Raw genomic sequence first — 21,784 nt, forward strand, 5'->3', positions numbered from 1 at the left:
CCGTCATATCGGCCCATCAATCCGTCGCTTAGGCAATTTCATCCGTCGTTTCGGCCCATCAATCCATCGCTTAGGCAATTTCATCCGTCGTTTCGGCCCATCAATCCGTCGCTTAGGTTTCATCCGTCATTTCGGCCCATCAATCCGTCGCTTAGGCAATTTCATCCGTCGTTTCGGCCCTTTATTCCGTCGCTTAGGTTTCAATCCGTCATTTCGGCTCATCAATCCGTCGCTTAGGCAATTTCATCCGTCGTTTCGGCCCTTTATTCCGTCGTTTAGGTTTCATCCGTCATTTCGGCCCATCAATCCGTCGCTTAGGCAATTTCATCCGTCGTTTCAGCACTTCAATCCGTCGCTTAAGCTTTTTCATCCGTCGTTTCGGCTCATCAATCCGTCACTTCAACCCCTCGTTTTGCCGAAGAGCTATACTTTATTTAATACTTAGTTATAAACCTAAATTCTTGGCTATAATCACTTTCATGACTTCATTGGTACCTGCATAAATGGACATGACAGGAATATCTCGATATCTTCTAGCAATCTTGTATTCCTCCATATAACCGTAGCCACCATGTAACTGCATGCACTGGACAGCAAGCTCACGTGCATTTTCCGTTATCCAGTATTTTGCCATTGAAACTTTTGTCACAACATCATTTCCTGCGATATGTTCCTCTATTAAAGTTTCTAAAAATGATTTGCCAAGTTCAATTTTTGTCGCCATTTCAGCTATTTTAAATTGCGTGTTTTGGAAGTCACTAATTGACTTTCCAAAAGCTTCGCGTGATTTCACATAATCAATTGTTAAAGATAGCATGTCTTCAGCAGCGGCTTGTGCGGCGATGGCTACTGCTAAACGCTCTTGCTGCAGTTTTTCCATCATATAGATAAAGCCTTTACCTTCTTCGCCTAGGAGATTCTCTACTGGTACACGACAATCCTCAAAATATAGCTCGGCTGTGTCCTGCGCGTGCATGCCAACTTTTTCGAGTTTGCGACCTTTCGTGAAGCCCGGTGTACCGTCCTCAATGACAAGGAGACTAATGCCACGATGTTTTTTTTCTGCCTGAGGATTTGTTTTTACAGCAACGACCGCTAAATTTGTATGAATACCATTTGTAATAAATGTTTTTTGTCCGTTGACGATATAGTGATCGCCATCGCGAATAGCAGTTGTTTGGATGTTTGCCAAATCTGAACCTGTGCCTGGCTCCGTCATAGCAATTGCTGTAATATTTTCGCCTGTAACACATTTCGGTAGCCAGCGTGATTTTTGCTCATTTGAGCCGTATGCCTCAATATAAGGAACAACAATATCGTTATGTAGACCAACGCCAATAAGGCTCGAACCTACACGCTCAAGCTCTTCTTGAATAATAACGCCAAAACTAAAATCTAGTCCGAGGCCGCCGTATTGTTCTTCTACTTGAGGGCATAGATAGCCCATTTCTCCGAGCTTACGCCAAAACTCAAGTGGAATAAGATGATCTTTCTCCCAGTGTGGATAGTGTGGCTCAGCTTCTTCTGCTAAAAACTTACGTAAGGTTTTACGAAATAACTCATGCTCTGTTGATTCGAATTTATATTTTGCCATATGAACAACACCCCTTTTTTCTCCCGTACATGTGTAAATTTTTTCTTGCAATTATAATGTTACCTAAAGATTCAGAAAAATTAAAGTATATTATTCATAGATTTTTTACATAATCTTATAATCATAATGAATTGTAAGGAGGGGTCTTTCATAACATAATTTGATTTCATAGGCGCTTTCTTGAGGCGTCCGATGAGCGCTCAAAGGTCTCATCTGTAAACCAAAAGAGGTCTAATCATTTGCCCAGGTTACGATATTGTCACTTTCCTAATTAGATTGTCATGTAAATCATACAATTAAATTACAAGGGATATATACACTTAATATCATGAGCTGATTGCTTGTCCTTTTGCACTTACTTTCTATCAGAGAGTGTTAAGTATAATGCTATAATCAACTAAGACTATATGAAAGTAGGGAACTGAAATGCCTAAAGTAATTGGCGGAATTCTTTTATTAAGTATATATAGTACATTAACTTTTTACTTAGGATGGGGATTGAGACATTGGCTTGTGGCAATGGGATGGTTCCGTTATCCAATTTTATATTGGTTAGTGCTGTATATCATTGCGTTTAGTATTATGATTAGCAGATTGCATGAGTCTTTACGGGTGTTTTCAATTATCCATAATTACTGGATGTTTATTTTTGAATACGGATTACTACTTTGTTTGGCAGCCCACTTGATTCTTTGGCTAAGTCCTTTTAAAAGTGTACAGATAATAGGTGGTATTGCAGTTGCTATGTTTTTTGTACTAAGCATTGTAGGCACTTATTTAGCATATTCCCCTGTTGTCCGTCATTTAGAAATAACGATGGATAAAAAGAGTAGTGAGCTAGATTCGATGAGAGTTGTAGTTGCATCAGATTTTCATTTAGGGGTTCTTTCAAATAAAAGACATTTACAGCGCTTCGTTACTTTATCGAATGAAGCACAGCCGGACATCGTCTTTTTAGCTGGGGATATTGTGGATGATGATCCTAAATGGTTTGTTAAAGATGGAATGGCAGATGTGATGAAGCAATTAACATCTACATATGGAGTGTACGGTGTATTAGGCAATCACGAATACTATGGCAAGAAAATCCCAGAATTTATTAAAGAGATGGAAAACGCTAATGTAAAAGTTTTGTGTGATGAAACTATTAGAATCGATAATGTGATAGTATTAACGGGGCAAGAGGATATTACAAACAAGGATAGAAGGCAACTTGATGCATTGAAGACAGCAGATGACTTGCCTTGGTTTGTTATGAATCATACCCCAAATGATTTAATGACGCCTGCCAAAATGGGCGTAGACTTCCATATGTCAGGGCATACACATAAAGGTCAACTATGGCCTAATCAGTATATAACGGCTCGTGTATTTGAGCTCGACTATGGTTATAAAATGAAGGAAAAAATGCATACACTTGTTTCATCAGGTTTTGGCTTTTGGGGTCCCCCAATGCGAATAGGCAGCCGTTCCGAATTATGGGTTGTAGATATAAATTTTCGTTAGGTGGTAAGTTGCCCATGTCCCTCAGTCTACTCATAACTGAATGCTATAGTCATAGTATATGAAAAAGTGTATTTTATAATATGTTGGTATTTAATTAACAAAAGGTAAGGTGAAAACGTGGATATCATTGAATTATTAAAGGCGCTTATTTTAGGCTTTGTCGAGGGAATGACGGAGTTTGCGCCAGTTTCGTCGACAGGACATATGATTATTGTGGACGATATGTGGCTAAAGACAGAGGAGTTTTTAGGGAAGTATCCTGCCAATACATTTAAAATCGTTGTACAGCTAGGCTCCATTTTAGCGGTAGTCGTTGTTATGTGGAAACGAATGTTAAATTTAGTTGGACTTTATAAAATTGATGGCCAATCGAAATCAGTGAAAGGTCACTTCAACTTACTACATGTGATTGTGGGTATGTTGCCAGCAGTTATATTAGGTTTTGCGTTCAAAGATTTTATCGATGATCATTTATTTAAAGTAGAGCATGTTATTTATGCATTAGTAGCTGGAGCACTTTTAATGATTGCTGCCGATAAATTAGCACCGAAAAGACCGAAAGTGGATTCTCTAGATAAAATTTCTTATGGTTTAGCTTTTAAAGTAGGGTTAGTACAATGTTTATCACTTTGGCCAGGATTCTCCCGTTCAGGGGCAACGATATCTGGTGGTGTACTATTTGGCATGAGTCACCGCGTGGCGGCAGATTTTACTTTCATTATGGCAGTACCTATTATGGCGGGTGCTAGTTTAGTATCTGTACTGAAAAACTGGGATACGCTATCTATGGATTATTTTGGATTCTATGCAGTAGGCTTCATTAGCTCATTTATCTTTGCATTACTATCAATTAAATTCTTCTTAGCACTTATTTCAAAAGTGAAATTAATGCCATTTGCTATTTATCGTATAGTACTTGCTGCTGTACTAGCTATTATTATCTTTATGTAAATAATAAAGTCACTCTTCTATTACAGAATGAGTGGCTTTTTTTAACTTCTTTCAGCGGTGTACAAACATCCGTACCTGTCGCTACGCTTTCGGTACAAAAGACATCCGCTAAAATAGAGGAATATGACCGACATCGTGTCGGCCCTCATGCTAGCCAAAGCACAAAGCGGATTCCGGACTGCGCGAAAGCGGCAATTTTTCCGTGGTATAATTGCTCAAATTAAGAAGAAATACATGGTTATAAGTATTGTTCAGTATGATTTATTGCTTATTGCAAAACAGATTTTTTTACCTATATATTGTCATTACAGTTGTAAAGAACTTATAATTGAATTCAGAGAGTTTTTTGTTTTCGGATTATATTCGGTAGAATAGACATAGACACAACGGGGTGGATAAATTGTTTCAAATTGGAAATAAGTCTAAGAAGAATACAATTGAGATTACTGATGAATCAAGTATAGGGGTTATTATTCAAGATCAGGAACGTTTACTACAGTTAAATCTAGTAAATTTAACTAGAGAAGATTTGCGATTAATTAGAAGTTTAAAACCGTATATTGAACGAAATGTTGAAGAGGTAGTAGCAGCATTTTATCATGCGATTGAGAGTGTGCCAGCATTACGTGAGGTTATTGAAAAGTATAGCTCTAGTGAGAAGTTACGACAAACATTACGCCATCATATTATAGAAATGTTCGAAGGGCGTATAGACGATGCATTTTTGGAAAAGAGAAGGCGAGTAGCGAAAATGCATGTGAAGATTAACTTGTATCCTAAGTGGTATTTAGCAGCCTTTCAAAACCTTGAAAAATTTTTAAGAAAGATTGTTTATAAGCTTCAATTATCGAGGGACGAAGAAGAAAAGTTTTGTGATGCTATCAGTAAAATCTGTAATTTCGAACAACAGATTGTCTTAGAGGAATATGATAATTATGCTAATACATTAATGGAGAAGCAACAGGATAGTGTTCGAGCACATGTGAAGGAAATTATAGGTGGAATATCTACGCAGCTAGAAACTCAATCTCATAGTACCAATGAAACAGTAACCGAACTTGTTTATAACGCTAAGGAAGTGAATGAATACTTGAAGGAAAGTATCGATGAGGCAAAAACAATGCAAGAGGTATCGTCTGAAGGTTATTCTAAAATAATATTAATTAATGAGCAAACAGGAAAAGTTCATCATAAGACAGTTGAAATGTCGGGTATGGTGGAGCAATTAGATCATTCTTCCTCCAAAATTAATGCTGTTATTGAAATAGTAAAAAATATTTCTGGTCAAACAAATTTACTCGCGTTAAATTCGGCTATTGAGGCTGCACGAGCAGGAGAGCATGGAAAAGGCTTTGCGGTCGTGGCGAGCGAAGTTCGTAAGCTTGCAGACCAGACGAAAACTTCGGTTGAACAAATTGCGGATCTCATAACTATGTCTAATGGAATTACACAACAAGTTGTTCAAGCAATTCATGAGATTCAAGAACTGGTGAACAATAGTATCGAGCAAAATGAGGAATCTTTAAAAGCCTTCGATGCAATATCTGGCTCAGTAAACGGTTCTATCTCAAACTTCCAAAACGTCGGATTGAAAATAACGGAACTGGCAGAAATTATAGAAACGATTGGGGAATCTTCCGAGGAATTAAAACAAATTGCCAATCGATTAGATACAACAATTAGAGATTTTTAACGACTATGCATAAAGTCTGTGCATAGTTTTTTGATTATTACCATAGTGAGGGGTTGATTTCCGTTCCGGATGGGCGCTTTCCTGGGGGTGTCTGATGAGCCGCTTCGCTTCGCTGCAGGGTCTCATCTGTGACACTAATCCCCGAGGAGTCGCCCATCCTCCACTCCAATCAACCTATTTACATGGCATACGTTTAACAAAATGTTATTCCTAACCATTTCATTAGAAACACTTGTATGGCCTATTACCATAGCGAGTTTCCGTTCACTGGGCGCTATCAACTTAGCCTCATGAACAAACCTTTTAAATAAAATGCCATCCACAACTGATAAGCCTAGTTTTATTTTTCATAAATAATAGGACAAAATCGCCTTTCTGAAGGATAAAACAATAAATAGAAGGATGAAGTTTGTAGAGTGATAGAAAGATAAAGCTTCAAATACGCAAAGATAAGAAATCCCTAGAAAATGAGCGTTCTAAGTGTTACGCTATAGGCGAATTGAATTGAGGGGTGTTCGGAATATGAAAAAGAAATTATTTATTACACGAAAGTTCCCAGCGCATATAGTTGAACCGTTGAAAGAGTATTATGATATCGAACAATGGGAGGAGGAGGAAATTGTTATACCACGGGAAAAACTATTGGCAGCTGTTGCAGATTGTGAAGTATTGTGGGTAACGCTTGCTGATCAAGTCGATGAAGAGTTATTATTACACGCACCCAATCTAAAACTCGTGACTAATTTAGCTGTTGGATACAATAATATTGATGTCAAAGCTTTGCGTAAGCGTGGAATAATGGCGACTAATACTCCGGGCGTTTTAACAAATACGACTGCAGATTTAGTGTGGGGATTATTGCTTGCGACTGCTCGAAGAATTCCGGAAAGTGAACGATATTTGCGTGAGGGTAAATGGAAAAGCTGGTATCCGATGCAATTAGTAGGTAAAGATGTTTCAGGATCCACTATAGGAATTATTGGTATGGGTCGTATTGGCCAAGCTGTTGCTAGACGAGCAAAAGGTTTTGATATGAAAATTTTATATAACAATCGTAGACGTCGCCATGAGGTGGAAGAAATGTATGGCTTTCAATATGTATCGTTGGAGGATCTTTTAAAACAATCGGATTTTGTTGTTATTATGACACCTTTTAACAATGATACGGTAGGACTTATAGGCGCAGAGGAACTAGCTTTGATGAAGGATGATGCGGTATTAATTAATGCATCACGTGGTGGCATTATCGATGAGAACGCACTTTATGAAACTTTAACAAGTGGTAAGCTGTGGGCAGCAGGGTTAGATGTCTTTGAGCAAGAGCCTATTGCGTTGGATCACCCATTGTTGACACTTCCTAATGTTGTAGCACTTCCACATATCGGCAGTGCCTCGCTTCAAACTAGAACTGCAATGCTGATGCTGAACGTTAAAGAGCTTACCGCATATGGGCAAGGTAAGGCTGTAACGAATCGAATAGATTAATAACACCGAAGATAATAGAAGTAGGAATATCTTTTGCAATAAAGCCGCAAAGACTTTTTGTGTTAGGAATAAATGGTCTAAATCAGCTGTAATAAAAAAAGGGGCACATCGTAATTAGATGTGCTCCTTAAATAAATAGCGCCCATTATTTATTAAACATATCAAATAAACCGCCAATGCCACCTTCACCTTTAGATTGACCGCCACCGCCTTGAGAAATTGGTGCTGCAGCGAAGACGCGGCTTGCTAAACGGCTAAATGGTAATGATTGAATCCATACTTTACCCGGACCCTTTAAAGTAGCAAAGAAGATACCTTCACCGCCAAATAATGCAGTTTTTACGCCCTTGACCATCTCGATATCGTAATCTACATCAGATGTCATAGCAACTAAACAGCCTGTATCAACACGTAATACTTCACCGGGTGCTAGAGTCTTTTCGTGAATAGTGCCACCTGCATGTACAAAAGCCATGCCGTCTCCTTCAAGCTTTTGCATAATGAAGCCTTCACCACCAAAGAAGCCAACACCGATTTTTCTCTGGAATTCAACACCGATTGAAACTCCTTTAGCAGCAGCTAAAAATGCATCTTTTTGACAAATAATCTTTCCGTTCATTTGGCTTAAATCCATTGGAATAATCTTACCAGGGTATGGAGAAGCAAAATACACATGGCGTTTACCTGAACCAACGTTCGTAAATGTCGTCATAAATAAACTTTCACCTGTAATTAGACGTTTTCCAGCTCCAAATAATTTACCCATAAGACCACTTTCTAAGCTTCCTCTTGAACCATCGCCAAAGATCGTTTCCATATGGATAGAATCATCCATCATCATTAAAGCACCAGCTTCAGCTACTACTGTTTCTTGAGGGTCAAGCTCAACTTCCACATATTGCATATCGTCGCCATATAATTTGTAGTCAATTTCGTGATTATTCATAAAGGATTCCTCCAAAAAATATTTTGTTATTATATACGATTATAAGTTGTATTAGTTTCATCACATAATTAAATATCTTAGAAAAAAAGGGAATAAGATAGTAAATGTCGAATATAAAACACTAGAATAAGTATTTTTTATTTTCATTCAGCTGGAAATTTGTGATTGTTTTAACTTCTTTTAGTGGGTGTCAAACATCCTGCTAAAAGAAGTTAAAGCCTCCGGACGCAATTATGCCAAGGCATAATTGGTTGCTCACAAAAGATGACATCAATGTTCAGCTAAAGAAAATAAAGCCTCTGACAATTGTCACCGATGTTATTAATCCAAAAGGATGTTCTTTAGACATCTATATATTAAAAATTCGGAATTTTGACACATCTATTTCTATATACTATAGAGTAATAGATGATATCTGTCTGAAAGCAATGCAATTGGTAACAATGAGGCAGAGGCACAATAGATAGTTCAGGGGGTGTATGTAGTGGAAATCAAAAACTATATCGGCGGTGAATGGGTAACACATTCGCATTTACAAAGTATAGTAGTGACCAACCCTGCTAATGGGGAGCAGCTAGCTACAATACCGCTATCTACTGCAAGTGAGGTAGATGAAGCGGTAGCGGTTGCAAAAAATGCACAAAAAATCTGGGCATTAGTACCTGCACCTAAACGTGCTGACTATTTATATGCCATCGGTCAGAAAATGAAAGAAAAGAAGGAACATTTGGCGACCGTTTTAACAAAAGAGATGGGGAAGGTTATTGAAGAAGCTCGAGGTGAAGTACAGGAAGGGATAGACATGGCCTATTATATGGCTGGTGAAGGGCGACGGTTATTTGGAGAGACAACACCGTCAGAGCTAGCTAATAAATTTGCCATGAGTGTACGTGCACCTATTGGCGTTGTAGGTTTAATAACTCCGTGGAATTTCCCTGTAGCTATTGCTACTTGGAAGTCATTCCCTGCAATAGTTGCTGGCAATACGTTCATTTGGAAGCCGTCTAATGAGACACCAATGATGGCTTATGAAATGGGCAAAATTTTTGAAGAGGTTGGCTTACCAGGTGGGGTAGCAAATATCGTCTTTGGTTCAGGGCCAACAGTTGGAACAGCATTGATTGAACACCCAGACGTCAAGGTCATCTCATTTACCGGCTCTACAACAACAGGCAGTAAGGTAGCAGAGCTAGGTGGTAAACACCTGAAGAAGATTTCATTAGAGATGGGCGGGAAAAATGCAGTCATAGTTATGGATGATGCCGATTTACAGCTAGCCACTGAAGGCATTTTATGGAGTGCATTTGGCACTGCTGGACAAAGATGTACAGCATGTAGTCGCGTGATTGTGCATAAAGATGTAAGAGAAGAACTAGAAAAACGTCTATTAGACGAAATGCAAAAGCTAACAATTGGGGACGGTTTGGATGTAAGTGTGAAAATCGGACCTGTGATTAACAAAGCCGCATTGGAAAAGATTAATCACTATGTGCAAATCGGTAAACAAGAAGGGGCGACGTTGTTAGCTGGAGGTAGAATTTTATCTGAGCCTCCTTATGATAAAGGGGTTTATTATGAGCCTACACTATTTACCAACGTAAAGCCTGACATGATTATTGCACAGGAAGAAATCTTTGGTCCGGTCGTTTCTTTAATTGAAGTAGCAAGTTTGGATGAAGCAATCGAAGTAAACAATGGCGTAAAATTTGGCTTATCCAGTTCAATTTTCTCACAAGATGTGAATACGATTTTCCGCGCACAACGAGATTTAGATACAGGTATTGTTTATGTGAATGCTGGCACAACAGGTGCTGAAATCCATTTACCATTTGGCGGCACAAAAGGTACGGGGAACGGTCACCGCGACTCGGGTGTAGCTGCCTTAGATGTCTATACAGAATGGAAAAGTATTTATGTAGACTATAGCGGTAAATTACAAAGAGCACAAATCGATACAGAATAACAGATCAATGAAAGGGGATGTTCTTGATGAAAGTTGTTGTATTAGGTGCAGGTTTAATGGGGAAAGAGGTAGCTCGTGATTTAATAAAAAATAGCAATGTGGAACGTGTATTTTTAGGGGATATTGACGTGAAATTAGCGCAGAACTTTGTGGACTCGCTAAATACAGATAAGATTGAGGTTGTAGAGCTTCATGCTGAGCTCGATGACTCGTTAATGGAGGTTATCTCAAAAGGCAATGTAGTCGTTAATGCATTATTCTATTCCTTTAATGAGCGTGTAGCAAGAGCGGCAATCGCGGCTGGTGTCCATTCCGTGGATTTAGGTGGTCATATTGGCGGTGTAACAGAAAAAATATTAGATCTAGACGAAGAGGCAAAAGCAAAAGGTGTAACCATTATTCCGGACTTGGGTGTTGCCCCAGGTATGGTCAACATTTTAGCGGGCTACGGTGCTTCGAAATTAGATGAGGTAGAATCTATTAAACTATTTGTAGGCGGTATTCCAACAGAGCCGAAGCCACCTCTTCACTATACGCGAGTATTTTCTCTAGATGGTGTCTTTGATCATTACACAGAGCCATCAAAAGTGATTCTAAAAGGTAAACTTCAAGAAGTTCCGTCGTTATCAGGCGTTGAACCTATTTATTTCAAAGATTTTGGTGTGCTTGAGGCATTTTATACATCTGGCGGTATATCGACGTTGGATAAGACATTCCCAAATGTCCAAACACTAGAATATAAAACGATTCGTTATAAAGGACATGCTGAGAAGTTTAAGCTATTAGCAGATTTAGGATTCCTCGATGCTAGTAATAAAGTAGAGGTAGAAGAACAAGAAGTTTCTGTGCGCCCAGTTGTTCGTGAGGCACTTAAAAAGAAACTTGAGCTTGGTACAAAACCAGATGCAGTGCTGCTGCGCGTAATTGTAGCGGGTGAAAAAGCGCAACAACAAGTGACTTATGAGTTCGAAATGGTTGTGCGTAAAGATATGACGATTAATGAAACGGCTATGGCTCGGGCAACAGCAAATACAATTTCTGTCGTTGCTCAAATGATTGGGGAAAATAAAATTACAGAGCGCGGTGTATTTGCACCTGAATCAATTGTACCGGGCGATATTTATATTCAAGAGATGGCAAAACGTGGTGTTGTCATTAAGGAGACGTCTCACATATCTGCAATGATCGTGAAATGGTAGGTGCGTGGTCATGAATTTCGAATTTACCACCGAGCAGGAAATGTTACGTAAAACAGTACGACAGTTTGTGGATGCCGAGATTATTCCACATATTGCGAAGTGGGATGCAGAGGGTGGCTTCGATCCGAAGATTTGGTCAAGACTTGCTGAGCTTGGCTTAATGGGTGTTTGTGTACCAGAACAATACGGTGGCAGTGGGATGGATTACAATGCACTTGCCATCGTTTGTGAAGAACTTGAACGTGGAGATACAGCGTTTCGCACAGCTGTTTCCGTTCATACAGGCTTGAATAGCATGACTTTAATGCAATGGGGAACAGAGGCTCAAAAACAGCAATATCTTATTCCACAGGCAAAAGGAGTTCGGATTGGGGCATTTGGTTTAACAGAGCCCGGAGCAGGGTCAGATGTAGCTGCAATGTCTACCACCGCTGTAAGGGATGGAGATTTTTACATGTTAAATGGACAGAAAACATGGATTTCCTTATGTGATCTAGCTGACCATTTTATCGTTTTTGCCTACACTGATAAATCGAAAAAACATCATGGCATTAGTGCATTTATCGTAGAGCGTTCCATGGCGGGCTTTACATCGAAGGCCATTAAAGGTAAATACGGTATTCGTGCTGGTAATACGGGCGAGCTCTTTTTCGAAAATCTACGTATACCTGCAGAGAATCGCCTTGGAGAAGAGGGAGAAGGCTTTAAAATTGCCATGTCTGCGTTAGATAATGGTCGTTTTACAGTAGCGGCAGGTGCTGTCGGTCTTATTCAAGCGTGTCTCGAGGCGAGTGTGAAATACTGTCATGAACGCGAAACATTTGGTAAACCTATTGGCGAGCACCAGCTAGTAGGGCAAATGATTGCCAAAATGGAAGCGGGCTATCAAATGAGTCGCCTACTTGTATATCGTGTTGGAGAGTTGAAAAACAAAGGTGTACGCAATACGCGAGAGACATCATTAGCAAAGTGGCAAGCTTGTGATTTTGCCAATAAAGCTGCGGATGATGCTGTCCAAATTCATGGAGCATATGGTTATTCGGATGAATATCCGGTCGCTCGTTATTTACGTAACTCGAAAGCACCGGTTATTTATGAAGGTACGCGGGAGATTCATACGATTATGCAGGCTGACTATGTATTAGGAAAACGCCAAGATAAGTCATTGACAAAAATGTTACCAAAATGGCCGTTTGAAGAGTAGGCGTTTTATCAAGACTTTATTGATTGATTCAAAGTTAATTAGACTTGTTTCTTTTAACTTCTTTCGGGGGTAGCACCTACAAAATGTAAAATTCATAAAGAAAAAGTCGATTTCCTAAACGTTAAAGGGATAATCGGCTTTTTACTGTTAAGTAGTCTGTAGTGGCCGCAGAGAGTCTAATTGATGCAGTTGCTTTCAAGTTAGGGATCCAAATTTCGGGTTCTTTTTTTATGTTAAAGAATGACTTTATGGTCTAAAATTGTGTCTTAGTGTTCAAATTATACAAGTAAATATTACTAAAAATGACAATTTATATTGCTTTATTCACATAATATGTTATTTTTAGATTGGTAATATAGTTCCAAATAATCAATGTATCACCATTGTTTAAAAGTAGTACTATAGGAGGATTTGTTATGAAAAAGAAATTAAAACTCAATCAAGTGTTAATTGGGGTAAGTACAATGGCACTGTCGTTTGGAGCATTACAAGCGGAAGTATCAGCAGCAGAAAAAACGCCTTATAATGTATTACAAATGAAGCCTGTTGGCATAGATACTCCGAAAGATGAAATTGCACATTCTACAACGGCTGATGAAACATTATCATTTGAAAAACGTTTGGAAATGGGAGATTTTTCGGAACACCCAGCTCCAACAATAAAACTTGTTGAAACGAAGCAATTGCAGGAAAAGTACTCGATGGAAGAGCTTAATAGAATGAGCAATAGTGAGTTAATTGATACGCTAGGAAATATTCGCTGGTATCAAATTACAGACCTATTCCAATTCAATGATGAAACAAAAGCTTTTTATCAAAACAAAGAACGCATGCAAGTTATCATCAATGAATTAGGGAAAAGAGGAAGTTCTTTTACGAAAGATGATTCAAAGGGTATTGAAACATTTGTTGAACTATTGCGTTCTGCTTTTTATGTTGGATTTTATAATAAGGAACTAGGGTATTTAAATGAGAGAAGTTTCCATGATAAGTGTTTACCAGCATTAAAGGAAATGGCTAAAAATCCGAATTTTGAACTTGGTACAGATGAGCAAGATAAAATAGTATCCGCCTATGGGAAATTAATAGGTAATGCTTCTAGTGATGCAGAAACAGTTCAGTATGCTGCGAAGATTTTAAAACAGTATAACGAAAATCTCTCTACATATGAAAGCGATTCTTTAAAAGGGCAAGCTATCTATGATTTAATGCATGGAATTGATTATGACTTGCAGTCGTATTTGCATGAGACAGGGAAAGAAGCTAATACGACGATGTGGTATGGAAAGATTGATAGTTTCATCAATGAAGTGAATAAGATTGCTCTTATACATAATGTTACAGATAGCAATAGTTGGTTAATCAATAATGGCATTTATTATGCAGGACGTTTAGGAGGATTCCATAGTAATCCGGATAAAGGTTTAGAAGTTGTTACACAAGCATTGCGTATGTATCCATATTTAAGTGAAGCTTATTTTGTGGCAGTAGAGCAACTTACTACAAATTATGGTGGAAAAGACTATAGTGGCAATACAGTAGATTTACAGAAAATGCGTGAAGAGGGAAAGAAGCAGTATTTACCGAAAACATATACTTTTGATAATGGATCGATTGTATTTAAGACGGGAGAAAACGTAACAGAAGACAAAATTCAAAGATTATACTGGGCTGCAAAAGAAGTAAAAGCACAATATCACCGTGTAATTGGGAATGATAAAGCATTAGAACCAGGTAATGCTGACGATGTATTAACAGTTGTAATTTATGACTCTCCAGATCAATATCGATTAAATCGTCAATTGTACGGGTATGAAACAAATAATGGTGGTATTTATATTGAAGAGAAGGGAACATTCTTTACATATGAACGTACATCGGAACAAAGTATTTATAGTTTAGAAGAGTTGTTCCGCCATGAATTTACACATTATTTACAGGGAAGATACGAGGTTCCTGGTTTATTCGGAACAGGAGATATGTATCAAAATGAACGGCTTACATGGTTCCAGGAAGGAAATGCAGAATTCTTTGCAGGATCAACACGTACAAATGATGTAGTTCCACGTAATAGTATTATTAGTGGATTATCATATGAACCATCACAACGCTACACCGCTGAACAAACAATGTTTGCAAAATATGGATCGTGGGATTTTTATAATTATTCATTTGCACTGCAATCTTATATGTATAATCATCAATTTGATACATTTGTTAAGATTCAAGATTTAATTCGTGCGAACGATGTGAAAAATTATGATGCGTATCGCGACGTATTAAGCAAAGATCCACAACTGAATTCGGAATACCAAGCGTATATGCAGCAATTGATTGATAATCAAGAAAAATACGAGGTGCCACAAGTATCAGAAGATTATTTAGTGAAACATGAACCAAAAGCGTTAAATGAAGTAGTACAAGAAATTGCCGATGTTGCTAACGTAAAAGATGCAAAAATTACAAAACATAAGTCTCAGTTTTTTAATACATTTACAGTCGAAGGTACGTATGTAGGTAGTGAAACAAAGGGTGAATCTAAAGACTGGAAAACGATGAGTGAACAAGTGAACCAAGTACTGGATCAACTATCGCAAAAAGAGTGGAGCGGCTATAAAACAGTGACAGCGTATTTTGTAAACTACCGTGTGAATGCAGCAAACCAGTTTGAATATGATATTGTTTTCCACGGCATTGCGACGGATGAAGGAGATCATCAAGCGCCTATTGTAAATATAAATGGTCCATATGCTGGAATCGAAAATGAAGAAATCCAGTTCAAGAGCGATGGTTCAAAAGATAAGGATGGAGAAATAGTTTCTTACCTTTGGGATTTTGGTGATGGAAAAACAAGTGAAGAGGCAAACCCTACTCATGTATTCGAAAAAGAAGGCACATATAATGTGACAATAACAGTGAAAAATAATAAGGGAATAGAAAGTAAGGATCATGCAATTGTAACTGTACTGAAAGGAGAACAAACAGAGAATAATCATCCAGAAGAAGCCAAGATAATTCCATTTAATACGCCCCTAAAAGGTAGTTTAATTGATGATAATGATACGGATGTATACACATTTGATGTTACGTCTCCGGAAGAAATAGATATTTCTGTCTTAAATGAAAATCAAATTGGAATGACATGGGTGCTTTATCATGAGTCAGATATGCAAAACTACGTATCATTTGGACAGGAAGATGGAAATAGTATAAAAGGTAAACTTACTGCAGAACCAGGAAAGTATTATTTATATATTTATAAATTTGATAATGAAAATGGGACATATACAGTAAATGTACAAAATGAAGCAAAAACAGATATAGAACCAAATAATAATCCAGAAGAAGCGGAAATGATTCCACTTAATATGCCCCTAAAAGGTAGTTTGATTGATGATGATCATACGGATGTATACACATTCGATGTTACGTATCCAAAAGAAATAGATATTTCTGTCGTAAATGAAAATCAAATCGGAATGACATGGGTGCTTCTTCATGAGTCTGATATGCAAAATTACGCATCCTATGGGCAGGAAGGTGGAAATGTTATAAAAGGTAAATTTACTGCGAAACCAGGAAAGTATTATTTATATATTTATAAATTTGATAATGAAAACGGGACATATACAGTAAATGTACAATAATTATATTTTTAATTAGTAGAGGTTGATCTAATCTCTATAATGCAAACCATAATCAAGTGTCTAACCATAAAAAAGAGCAACCGCTAACGTAGAATACATTAGCTGCTGCTCGTAATTATAAGCCGAGAGGGATTCACTTCCTCTCGTTTTTTATTGAAGAAAAATTCGGAATAATGTAACTTTCCTATTCTTTAGTAGTCTAATTAATAAACGAAATTATGAAAGGTAGGTAAATTAATGAAAAAGAAGTGGATAGCAATTTTACTCATCACCGTACTAGCTATGTTGCCAGGAATTTTTATGCTGATGTCGACCCAAAAAGTAGAGGCGCAGACAGCGAGTGCGAGTATGACAACTCATAGCTGGCAAGTATCCTTTACTGAGGCGCTAAAAGAAAACGCGATAGCGAATGTGTTCGTAACAAATAGCAAAAATCAAAAGGTAGCAGCGACGGTAACAATGGGGGAAGATAAAAAGACAATGATCGTAAGCGATTTAGTACCTGGAAGCTATAAATTACATGTGAAAAAAGAAGCGTTTGTACTAGATGGGCCTAAAACAACATCGCAAGTAATAGCATTTACCATCATTGAAAAGCTTGAAGCTGTAAAATCAGAACAAGAACTACAACAATATTTCGAAACACTTTTAGCTAACTCACAAAAAGAACTGAATGAGGCAACCGTAGAATTGGCAAAGAGCGATGACAAGGCGAGTGCGAACAGCTCCTCTACAACGAATAATCAAGTCGAAGGAGTGGAAGAAGGAGATATAGTTGTTGTTAAAGATGGCTTTATTTATGCTGTAAAAGATCAGGGCATTACTGTAGTAGATGCTAAAAATCCGAAAAATTTAAAGCTAGCGACAACAATCAAGCTGAAGGAGTCACAATATATTTCGAAGCTAGCATTATATGAAAATTTATTAATAGTGATTGGGGATGAATATTTAGAAAAAGTAGGCTCAAGCATGTCGACAGCTACTTTGTATGATATTTCAAACCCAAAGAATCCGAAGCTCATACGTGAAGTGGGGCAAGAGGGGTATTTACAAGATATTCGAATTACAAATGACACATTATATTTAATCGGTAATATGTATCCGAATTATTGGATGCTTAGAGAGCAAAAAACGCCGGATTTAAAACCGAAAACATTTGATAGTGTAGAAGGAAATGAGTACAAAAGTTTACCCCTAGAGAAAATTTCTATTTTACCAAATACAATGGATGGAACATATAGCTTAATTACAACTGTGGATTTAAAAAATGGTGCAAAGACAACTGCGAACACTAAGGGATACTTAGGAGGTAGTAGCGGGCTTTATATGTCGGAGAATGCACTTTATTTAACAACACCAATTTATGATGGAAATCCAGTACCTGCTACTGGTCGCATGATGGATATGATCTGGATGCCAAGAACAACTAATACACAAGTTTTTAAATGGAATGTTGATGGAACTGCCATGAATTTTGTGGGTACAACGGAAGTAAAAGGCTCAGTGTTAAATCAATACTCAATGGATGAGTATGAAGACAATTTTCGTATCGTTACAACTGAAGGAAATGCGTGGGATGAACAAAAAATATCACGAAACCACCTATTTATTTTCGATAAAAATTTACAAGAGCTCGGTGCAGTAAAAGATTTAGCTCCTGGTGAAAAAGTGTATTCTGCACGCTTTATGGGCGAAAAAGCATATGTAGTAACATTTAAGCAAGTGGATCCGCTGTTTGTTATTGATGTCGCAAATCCAAAAAAGCCAACTGTGCTAGGTGAGCTAAAGATTCCAGGCTTTAGTAACTATTTGCATCCACTAGACGATACACATTTAATCGGCATCGGCTATGACACCGAGCAACGCTATGATGCATATTCGAAGCGTAATTTTACGGTCACAACTAATATGAAAATGTCATTGTTTGATGTTTCAGATTTCAAAAATCCAAAGGAACAATCAACAGTAAAAATCGGTGGAGAAGGCTCGTACTCCGAAGTCCAATACAATCCTAAAGCGCTATTCCGCAATAAAGAATACAATTACTTCGGTTTCCCAGTTGTCCTGTACGATGCAGGGAAGGGCGATGAAATCGTCTACAAAGGTCAAGGTGCACAAATCTATGAAATCACTTCAGATAAAGGAATCGTCCTAAAAGGAAATATTGTTAATAAAAGCACTGGCGATCAGTACGAAAATTGGGAACAGCGTGTACAAAGAGTAGTCTATATAGACGACGCTCTTTATACAGTAGCGAACAATGAAGTGAAGAGCTATCAGCTAACAGACTTCAAACCACTTGATACATTAACGATAAAATAAAAAGAAAGTCCAATAAACTCAAGGTGGAGTTTATTGGACTTTTCGCGTTGTTGAAAAACTATTATGTTAATGAAATTCAGGTGTCTTATAAAACAAGGCTCATCTGCACAGCGAGGGGCTAATTTCGTTCCTGCTAGGTGAGCCGCTTCACTTTACTGCAGGGTCTCGTCTGTGGCGCTGAAGAGAAACTGGAATTGTTCCGATAAAACGAGAAAATATTCCGATAAAATGAGATTTTGTTCCGATAAATCTTCAAAGTATTCATATAAAAATGAATTCATCACAATAACGTATGGTCGCTTACTCACATGACAAACGTTTTTAATAAAATATCACCCAACTTATGAGTTTTATCGACATCTACCTTCCGAAGAGCAAAAAGGATTCATACACAAAACTGTGTGTGAATCCTTTTACTTTATTATATCGCCTAGCTTCCACTCCGATTCTTATCCGCATGACATACGTTTTAACAAAATGACATCCAACTTTTTAGTTTATCACCCAACTTTTGAGTTTTATCTACTAACTTTCGCGTTTTATCTACTAACTTTTGAGTTTTATCTACTAACTTTCGCATTTTATCTACTAACTTTTACTTTTTATCGACATCCACCGCCTGAAGAAGCGACAGCAACAATGTTTAATATCTGTGCGAAAGCGAAGCGACAGCAACAATGTTTAATATCTGTGCGAAAGCGAAGCGACAGCAACAATGGCGGAGGAAGCGGCTCGCGCTCAACCTCTCATTATGCCGAAGTTCATTGATGTAATAAGTTTTTCAACAAAAGAAAGTCCAATAAACTCAAGGTTTATTGGACTTTTTCTGTGGTTATTTTTGACGATATGGAAGAATTTCTGATACTGTCACGAATTCATAGCCTTGCCCTTGCAAATAAGCAAGCACGGAATCAAGACCATCGGCAGTCGATTGATGAATATCATGCATTAAGACAATGGCGTTATTGTGTAAATTATTTTTGACATTAGGTAGTAACTGTTGCGCATTGCGATACTTCCAATCTAATGTATCGATCGACCATAAAACAACAGGAATTGGAATTTGAGCGTTAATTGTATCGTTTGTTGCTCCATACGGAGGTCTAAATACAGTTGGCTTTTGATTAATAGCCTTTTCAATCTCCGCAACTGTAGATGTGTATTGATTTACTGCCGACTCTAGTGACAGTTTTGTTAATACAGGATGGTTCCATGAATGATTACCTATTTCATGTCCTCTTGCAAGAACGTCTCTAGCGATATCAGGATAATATTGTACACGGCTACCAAGCATAAAGAAGGTAGCTTTGGCATGATATTTATCGAGCGTATCTAAAATCTGTTCTGTTACCTTTGGATGTGGGCCATCATCAAAAGTTAAGGCAATACGCTTTTTGTTTGGATCTCCTGTATTAGTTGGCTTTACCGGCTTTTCCATAGCAATCTGGAAATCAGAAGCTAACAACGGATTGATAAGTGATAAAGGGAGCTTCACAATTGGTGAACCAGCTGCCCCGCTAGCAATCTCATACTCATCAAAATAGAATTGTACCGAATCATCAACTATAGCAAAGCGATTAAAGTTAGACCACTTTGGTTCAGTTGACTTTACTAAATCATCCTTGAAAAGCTCATCCTTTAACTTGAGATTTTGTTGTAAGTCGTTACGTACATGAGTAGCTAAGGCTGATAAGTTGTTTTTATCGTTGTTCAACAATGTTTTAATGGAAATTAGTTCACCAGTTTCATGATTGATGAAGAATGTTTTTGTTGAAACCTCTGGGTTGGCACCGCCTGTATACAACATTTTTGTTAGCACAAAGGAATAGTAATGCTTTTGATATGGGAAAGTCTCAAAACTAATATTAAGCTCACCCATTACCTCTTTATCTTTATTTTCTTTCATAGATGACAGATAGTTTTCCTTTGAATCCGTTATGTACTGTAATACAGCATCATTAAAAGCTTTATTATCTGTTTCTGGATAGTGAATAGCAAAAGGAGTTCGCTTATCATTAGAGACATCTGTTACAATACGTATGCCTGGAAACGCAGAGCTATCTGTGGATAGGTTACTCTTTATTGAATCTGAAGTTTTCTCCTCTTTAGAGGCACTAATTTTTTGAAACTTAAAGTCATCCTTTGATAGGATAATGACTAAAATAATAGTTGTTAATGTAATGATGAGGCCAATTAATAGGAAATCAATCATTGGGCCGCGTTTTTTTCTGCGTTCCGGCATTTTGGTGGATACGCTCCTTTCCTTATTTAATTTTCTATACTGCTTATAAAATCAGACGTGTTAGTCTTTGAAAAAGTTATACGAATCTATAAAGTTTTGCTATCAATTTATGGGAAACCCATCTTCATAAATAAATTACTCAATAGCTTACCATTTTCAGCATATGAAAGCCAAAGTACTTTGGTTAAAAGTTAAAAAATTTTTTAGTTGAGTTTTTATTTGCAGTTCGATACTATTGGCAAGGAACCTTTTAAAGGAGGCAGATAACTGTAATGGTTTTACATGAAGTGGATAATGAATTTACGATTGACTGCTTATTGCTTGCAGGTCGAATTATGATTGAAAGTGGTGCAGAAACATACCGTGTGGAGGATACAATGCTACGCATGGCACATTCTCAAAATATGCTAGATGCACAATGTTATGCTACACCTACAGGGATCATCTTTTCGTTAGGCAAGACACAGCCGACGAGAATTACATCAATTTCCAACAGGTTAACAGATTTGCAAAAAATAGCCTTGGTAAATTCAGTATCTCGGAGACTCACATCTCACATGATAACATTAGAAGAAGCTTATGACGAGCTAAAGTCGATACAAAAAACAAATTATTTTTTACCAACATATATTCAAGTCATATCAGCGGCTCTTGCGAGTGGTTGTTTCCTTATAATGTTTAAGGGAGGATGGTCTGATTTCCTTTTTGCCTGTTTAGCAGGGGGGTTAGGCTTCCTAGTGCTTTTATTGATAAATGATTTAACAAAAGTAAAATTTTTCGCAGAATTTACAGCTTCATTAGTAGTAGGGTCTATTGCTGTCTTTTCAGTGAAATATGGCCATGGTACGGAAATAGATAAAATTGTTATTAGCTCCGTTATGCCACTAGTACCCGGTATTTTGATTACGAATGCAGTTCGGGATTTAATAGCAGGTCATTTTATGTCAGGGATGGCAAAGGGCGTAGAGGCCTTTTTAACAGCTTTTGCAATCGGTGCAGCTATTGCCGTCACTCTATCGTTTTAGGAGGCAG

Annotated in this window: 12 protein-coding genes and 2 pseudogenes; 11 read left to right on the plus strand and 3 right to left on the minus strand. The window is 37.7% G+C overall.

The genetic code is table 11. The annotated features are described in order from the left end of the window. Window positions 1-445: 445 nt before the first annotated feature. On the minus strand, window positions 446-1,594 hold the full coding sequence (locus ACQKOG_RS24390) for an acyl-CoA dehydrogenase family protein (protein ID WP_427448400.1): 1,149 nt from the start codon (window positions 1,592-1,594) through the stop codon (window positions 446-448). Window positions 1,595-2,020: 426 nt separating this feature from the next. Between ACQKOG_RS24390 and ACQKOG_RS24395 the strand changes: the two genes are divergently transcribed. The 4 genes from ACQKOG_RS24395 (at window position 2,021) to ACQKOG_RS24410 (ending at window position 7,229) form a co-directional block, all read left to right on the plus strand. Continuing rightward, on the plus strand, window positions 2,021-3,100 hold the full coding sequence (locus ACQKOG_RS24395) for a metallophosphoesterase (protein WP_427448401.1): 1,080 nt from the start codon (window positions 2,021-2,023) through the stop codon (window positions 3,098-3,100). Between the two features lie 117 nt (window positions 3,101-3,217). Continuing rightward, window positions 3,218-4,051 (plus strand): undecaprenyl-diphosphate phosphatase, encoded by an 834-nt coding sequence (locus ACQKOG_RS24400; protein WP_370082414.1) that lies wholly within the window; start codon window positions 3,218-3,220, stop codon window positions 4,049-4,051. A gap of 391 nt (window positions 4,052-4,442) precedes the next feature. Then, the gene (locus ACQKOG_RS24405; protein ID WP_402874791.1) at window positions 4,443-5,744 is read left to right on the plus strand and encodes a protoglobin domain-containing protein; all 1,302 of its coding nucleotides are present in this window, start codon (window positions 4,443-4,445) and stop codon (window positions 5,742-5,744) included. Between the two features lie 522 nt (window positions 5,745-6,266). Continuing rightward, window positions 6,267-7,229 carry a 2-hydroxyacid dehydrogenase gene (locus tag ACQKOG_RS24410; protein WP_427448402.1) on the plus strand — a complete coding sequence of 321 codons (963 nt, stop codon included), beginning with the start codon at window positions 6,267-6,269 and terminating at the stop codon, window positions 7,227-7,229. Window positions 7,230-7,374: 145 nt separating this feature from the next. Here ACQKOG_RS24410 and ACQKOG_RS24415 read toward each other — a convergent pair whose 3' ends face one another. Next, window positions 7,375-8,175, minus strand: a complete 801-nt coding sequence (locus ACQKOG_RS24415) for a TIGR00266 family protein (protein ID WP_370082408.1) — start codon at window positions 8,173-8,175, stop codon at window positions 7,375-7,377. Between the two features lie 484 nt (window positions 8,176-8,659). Between ACQKOG_RS24415 and ACQKOG_RS24420 the strand changes: the two genes are divergently transcribed. The 6 genes and pseudogenes from ACQKOG_RS24420 (at window position 8,660) to ACQKOG_RS24445 (ending at window position 18,510) form a co-directional block, all read left to right on the plus strand. Further along, complete coding sequence (locus ACQKOG_RS24420; RefSeq protein WP_370082406.1) at window positions 8,660-10,138, plus strand: aldehyde dehydrogenase family protein; 1,479 nt, start codon at window positions 8,660-8,662, stop codon at window positions 10,136-10,138. 26 nt (window positions 10,139-10,164) lie between these two features. Next, window positions 10,165-11,337: a saccharopine dehydrogenase family protein gene (locus tag ACQKOG_RS24425; RefSeq protein WP_427448403.1), complete on the plus strand. Its 1,173-nt coding sequence runs from the start codon at window positions 10,165-10,167 to the stop codon at window positions 11,335-11,337. A 10-nt stretch (window positions 11,338-11,347) separates the two neighbouring features. Continuing rightward, the gene (locus tag ACQKOG_RS24430; RefSeq protein WP_427448404.1) at window positions 11,348-12,541 is read left to right on the plus strand and encodes an acyl-CoA dehydrogenase family protein; all 1,194 of its coding nucleotides are present in this window, start codon (window positions 11,348-11,350) and stop codon (window positions 12,539-12,541) included. Window positions 12,542-12,957: 416 nt separating this feature from the next. Next, window positions 12,958-15,843, plus strand: a pseudogene (locus ACQKOG_RS24435) (collagenase); the annotation flags it as partial. 12 nt (window positions 15,844-15,855) lie between these two features. Further along, a pseudogene (locus ACQKOG_RS24440) lies at window positions 15,856-16,188 on the plus strand (PPC domain-containing protein); the annotation flags it as partial. A gap of 237 nt (window positions 16,189-16,425) precedes the next feature. Next, window positions 16,426-18,510, plus strand: a complete 2,085-nt coding sequence (locus ACQKOG_RS24445; protein ID WP_427448405.1) for a beta-propeller domain-containing protein — start codon at window positions 16,426-16,428, stop codon at window positions 18,508-18,510. A gap of 832 nt (window positions 18,511-19,342) precedes the next feature. On the opposite strand, the gene ACQKOG_RS24450 is transcribed toward ACQKOG_RS24445, so the two are convergent. Further along, complete coding sequence (locus ACQKOG_RS24450; protein ID WP_370082396.1) at window positions 19,343-20,752, minus strand: polysaccharide deacetylase family protein; 1,410 nt, start codon at window positions 20,750-20,752, stop codon at window positions 19,343-19,345. A gap of 272 nt (window positions 20,753-21,024) precedes the next feature. Here ACQKOG_RS24450 and ACQKOG_RS24455 point away from each other — a divergent pair, with 272 nt between their 5' ends. After that, window positions 21,025-21,777, plus strand: coding sequence for a threonine/serine exporter family protein (locus tag ACQKOG_RS24455; protein WP_370082394.1), 753 nt, complete (start codon window positions 21,025-21,027; stop codon window positions 21,775-21,777). The last annotated feature ends 7 nt before the right edge of the window (window positions 21,778-21,784 follow it).

Source organism: Lysinibacillus sp. NPDC093216, from assembly GCF_050280325.1.
Classification (GTDB): domain Bacteria; phylum Bacillota; class Bacilli; order Bacillales_A; family Planococcaceae; genus Lysinibacillus.

Coding starts and splice junctions, on each gene's coding strand:
- ACQKOG_RS24390 (WP_427448400.1), bottom strand. CDS start 1,594: ATGGCAAAATATAAATTCGAATCAACAGAGCATGAGTTATTTCGTAAA.
- ACQKOG_RS24395 (WP_427448401.1), top strand. CDS start 2,021: ATGCCTAAAGTAATTGGCGGAATTCTTTTATTAAGTATATATAGTACA.
- ACQKOG_RS24410 (WP_427448402.1), top strand. CDS start 6,267: ATGAAAAAGAAATTATTTATTACACGAAAGTTCCCAGCGCATATAGTT.
- ACQKOG_RS24415 (WP_370082408.1), bottom strand. CDS start 8,175: ATGAATAATCACGAAATTGACTACAAATTATATGGCGACGATATGCAA.
- ACQKOG_RS24425 (WP_427448403.1), top strand. CDS start 10,165: ATGAAAGTTGTTGTATTAGGTGCAGGTTTAATGGGGAAAGAGGTAGCT.
- ACQKOG_RS24430 (WP_427448404.1), top strand. CDS start 11,348: ATGAATTTCGAATTTACCACCGAGCAGGAAATGTTACGTAAAACAGTA.
- ACQKOG_RS24445 (WP_427448405.1), top strand. CDS start 16,426: ATGAAAAAGAAGTGGATAGCAATTTTACTCATCACCGTACTAGCTATG.
- ACQKOG_RS24450 (WP_370082396.1), bottom strand. CDS start 20,752: ATGCCGGAACGCAGAAAAAAACGCGGCCCAATGATTGATTTCCTATTA.
- ACQKOG_RS24455 (WP_370082394.1), top strand. CDS start 21,025: ATGGTTTTACATGAAGTGGATAATGAATTTACGATTGACTGCTTATTG.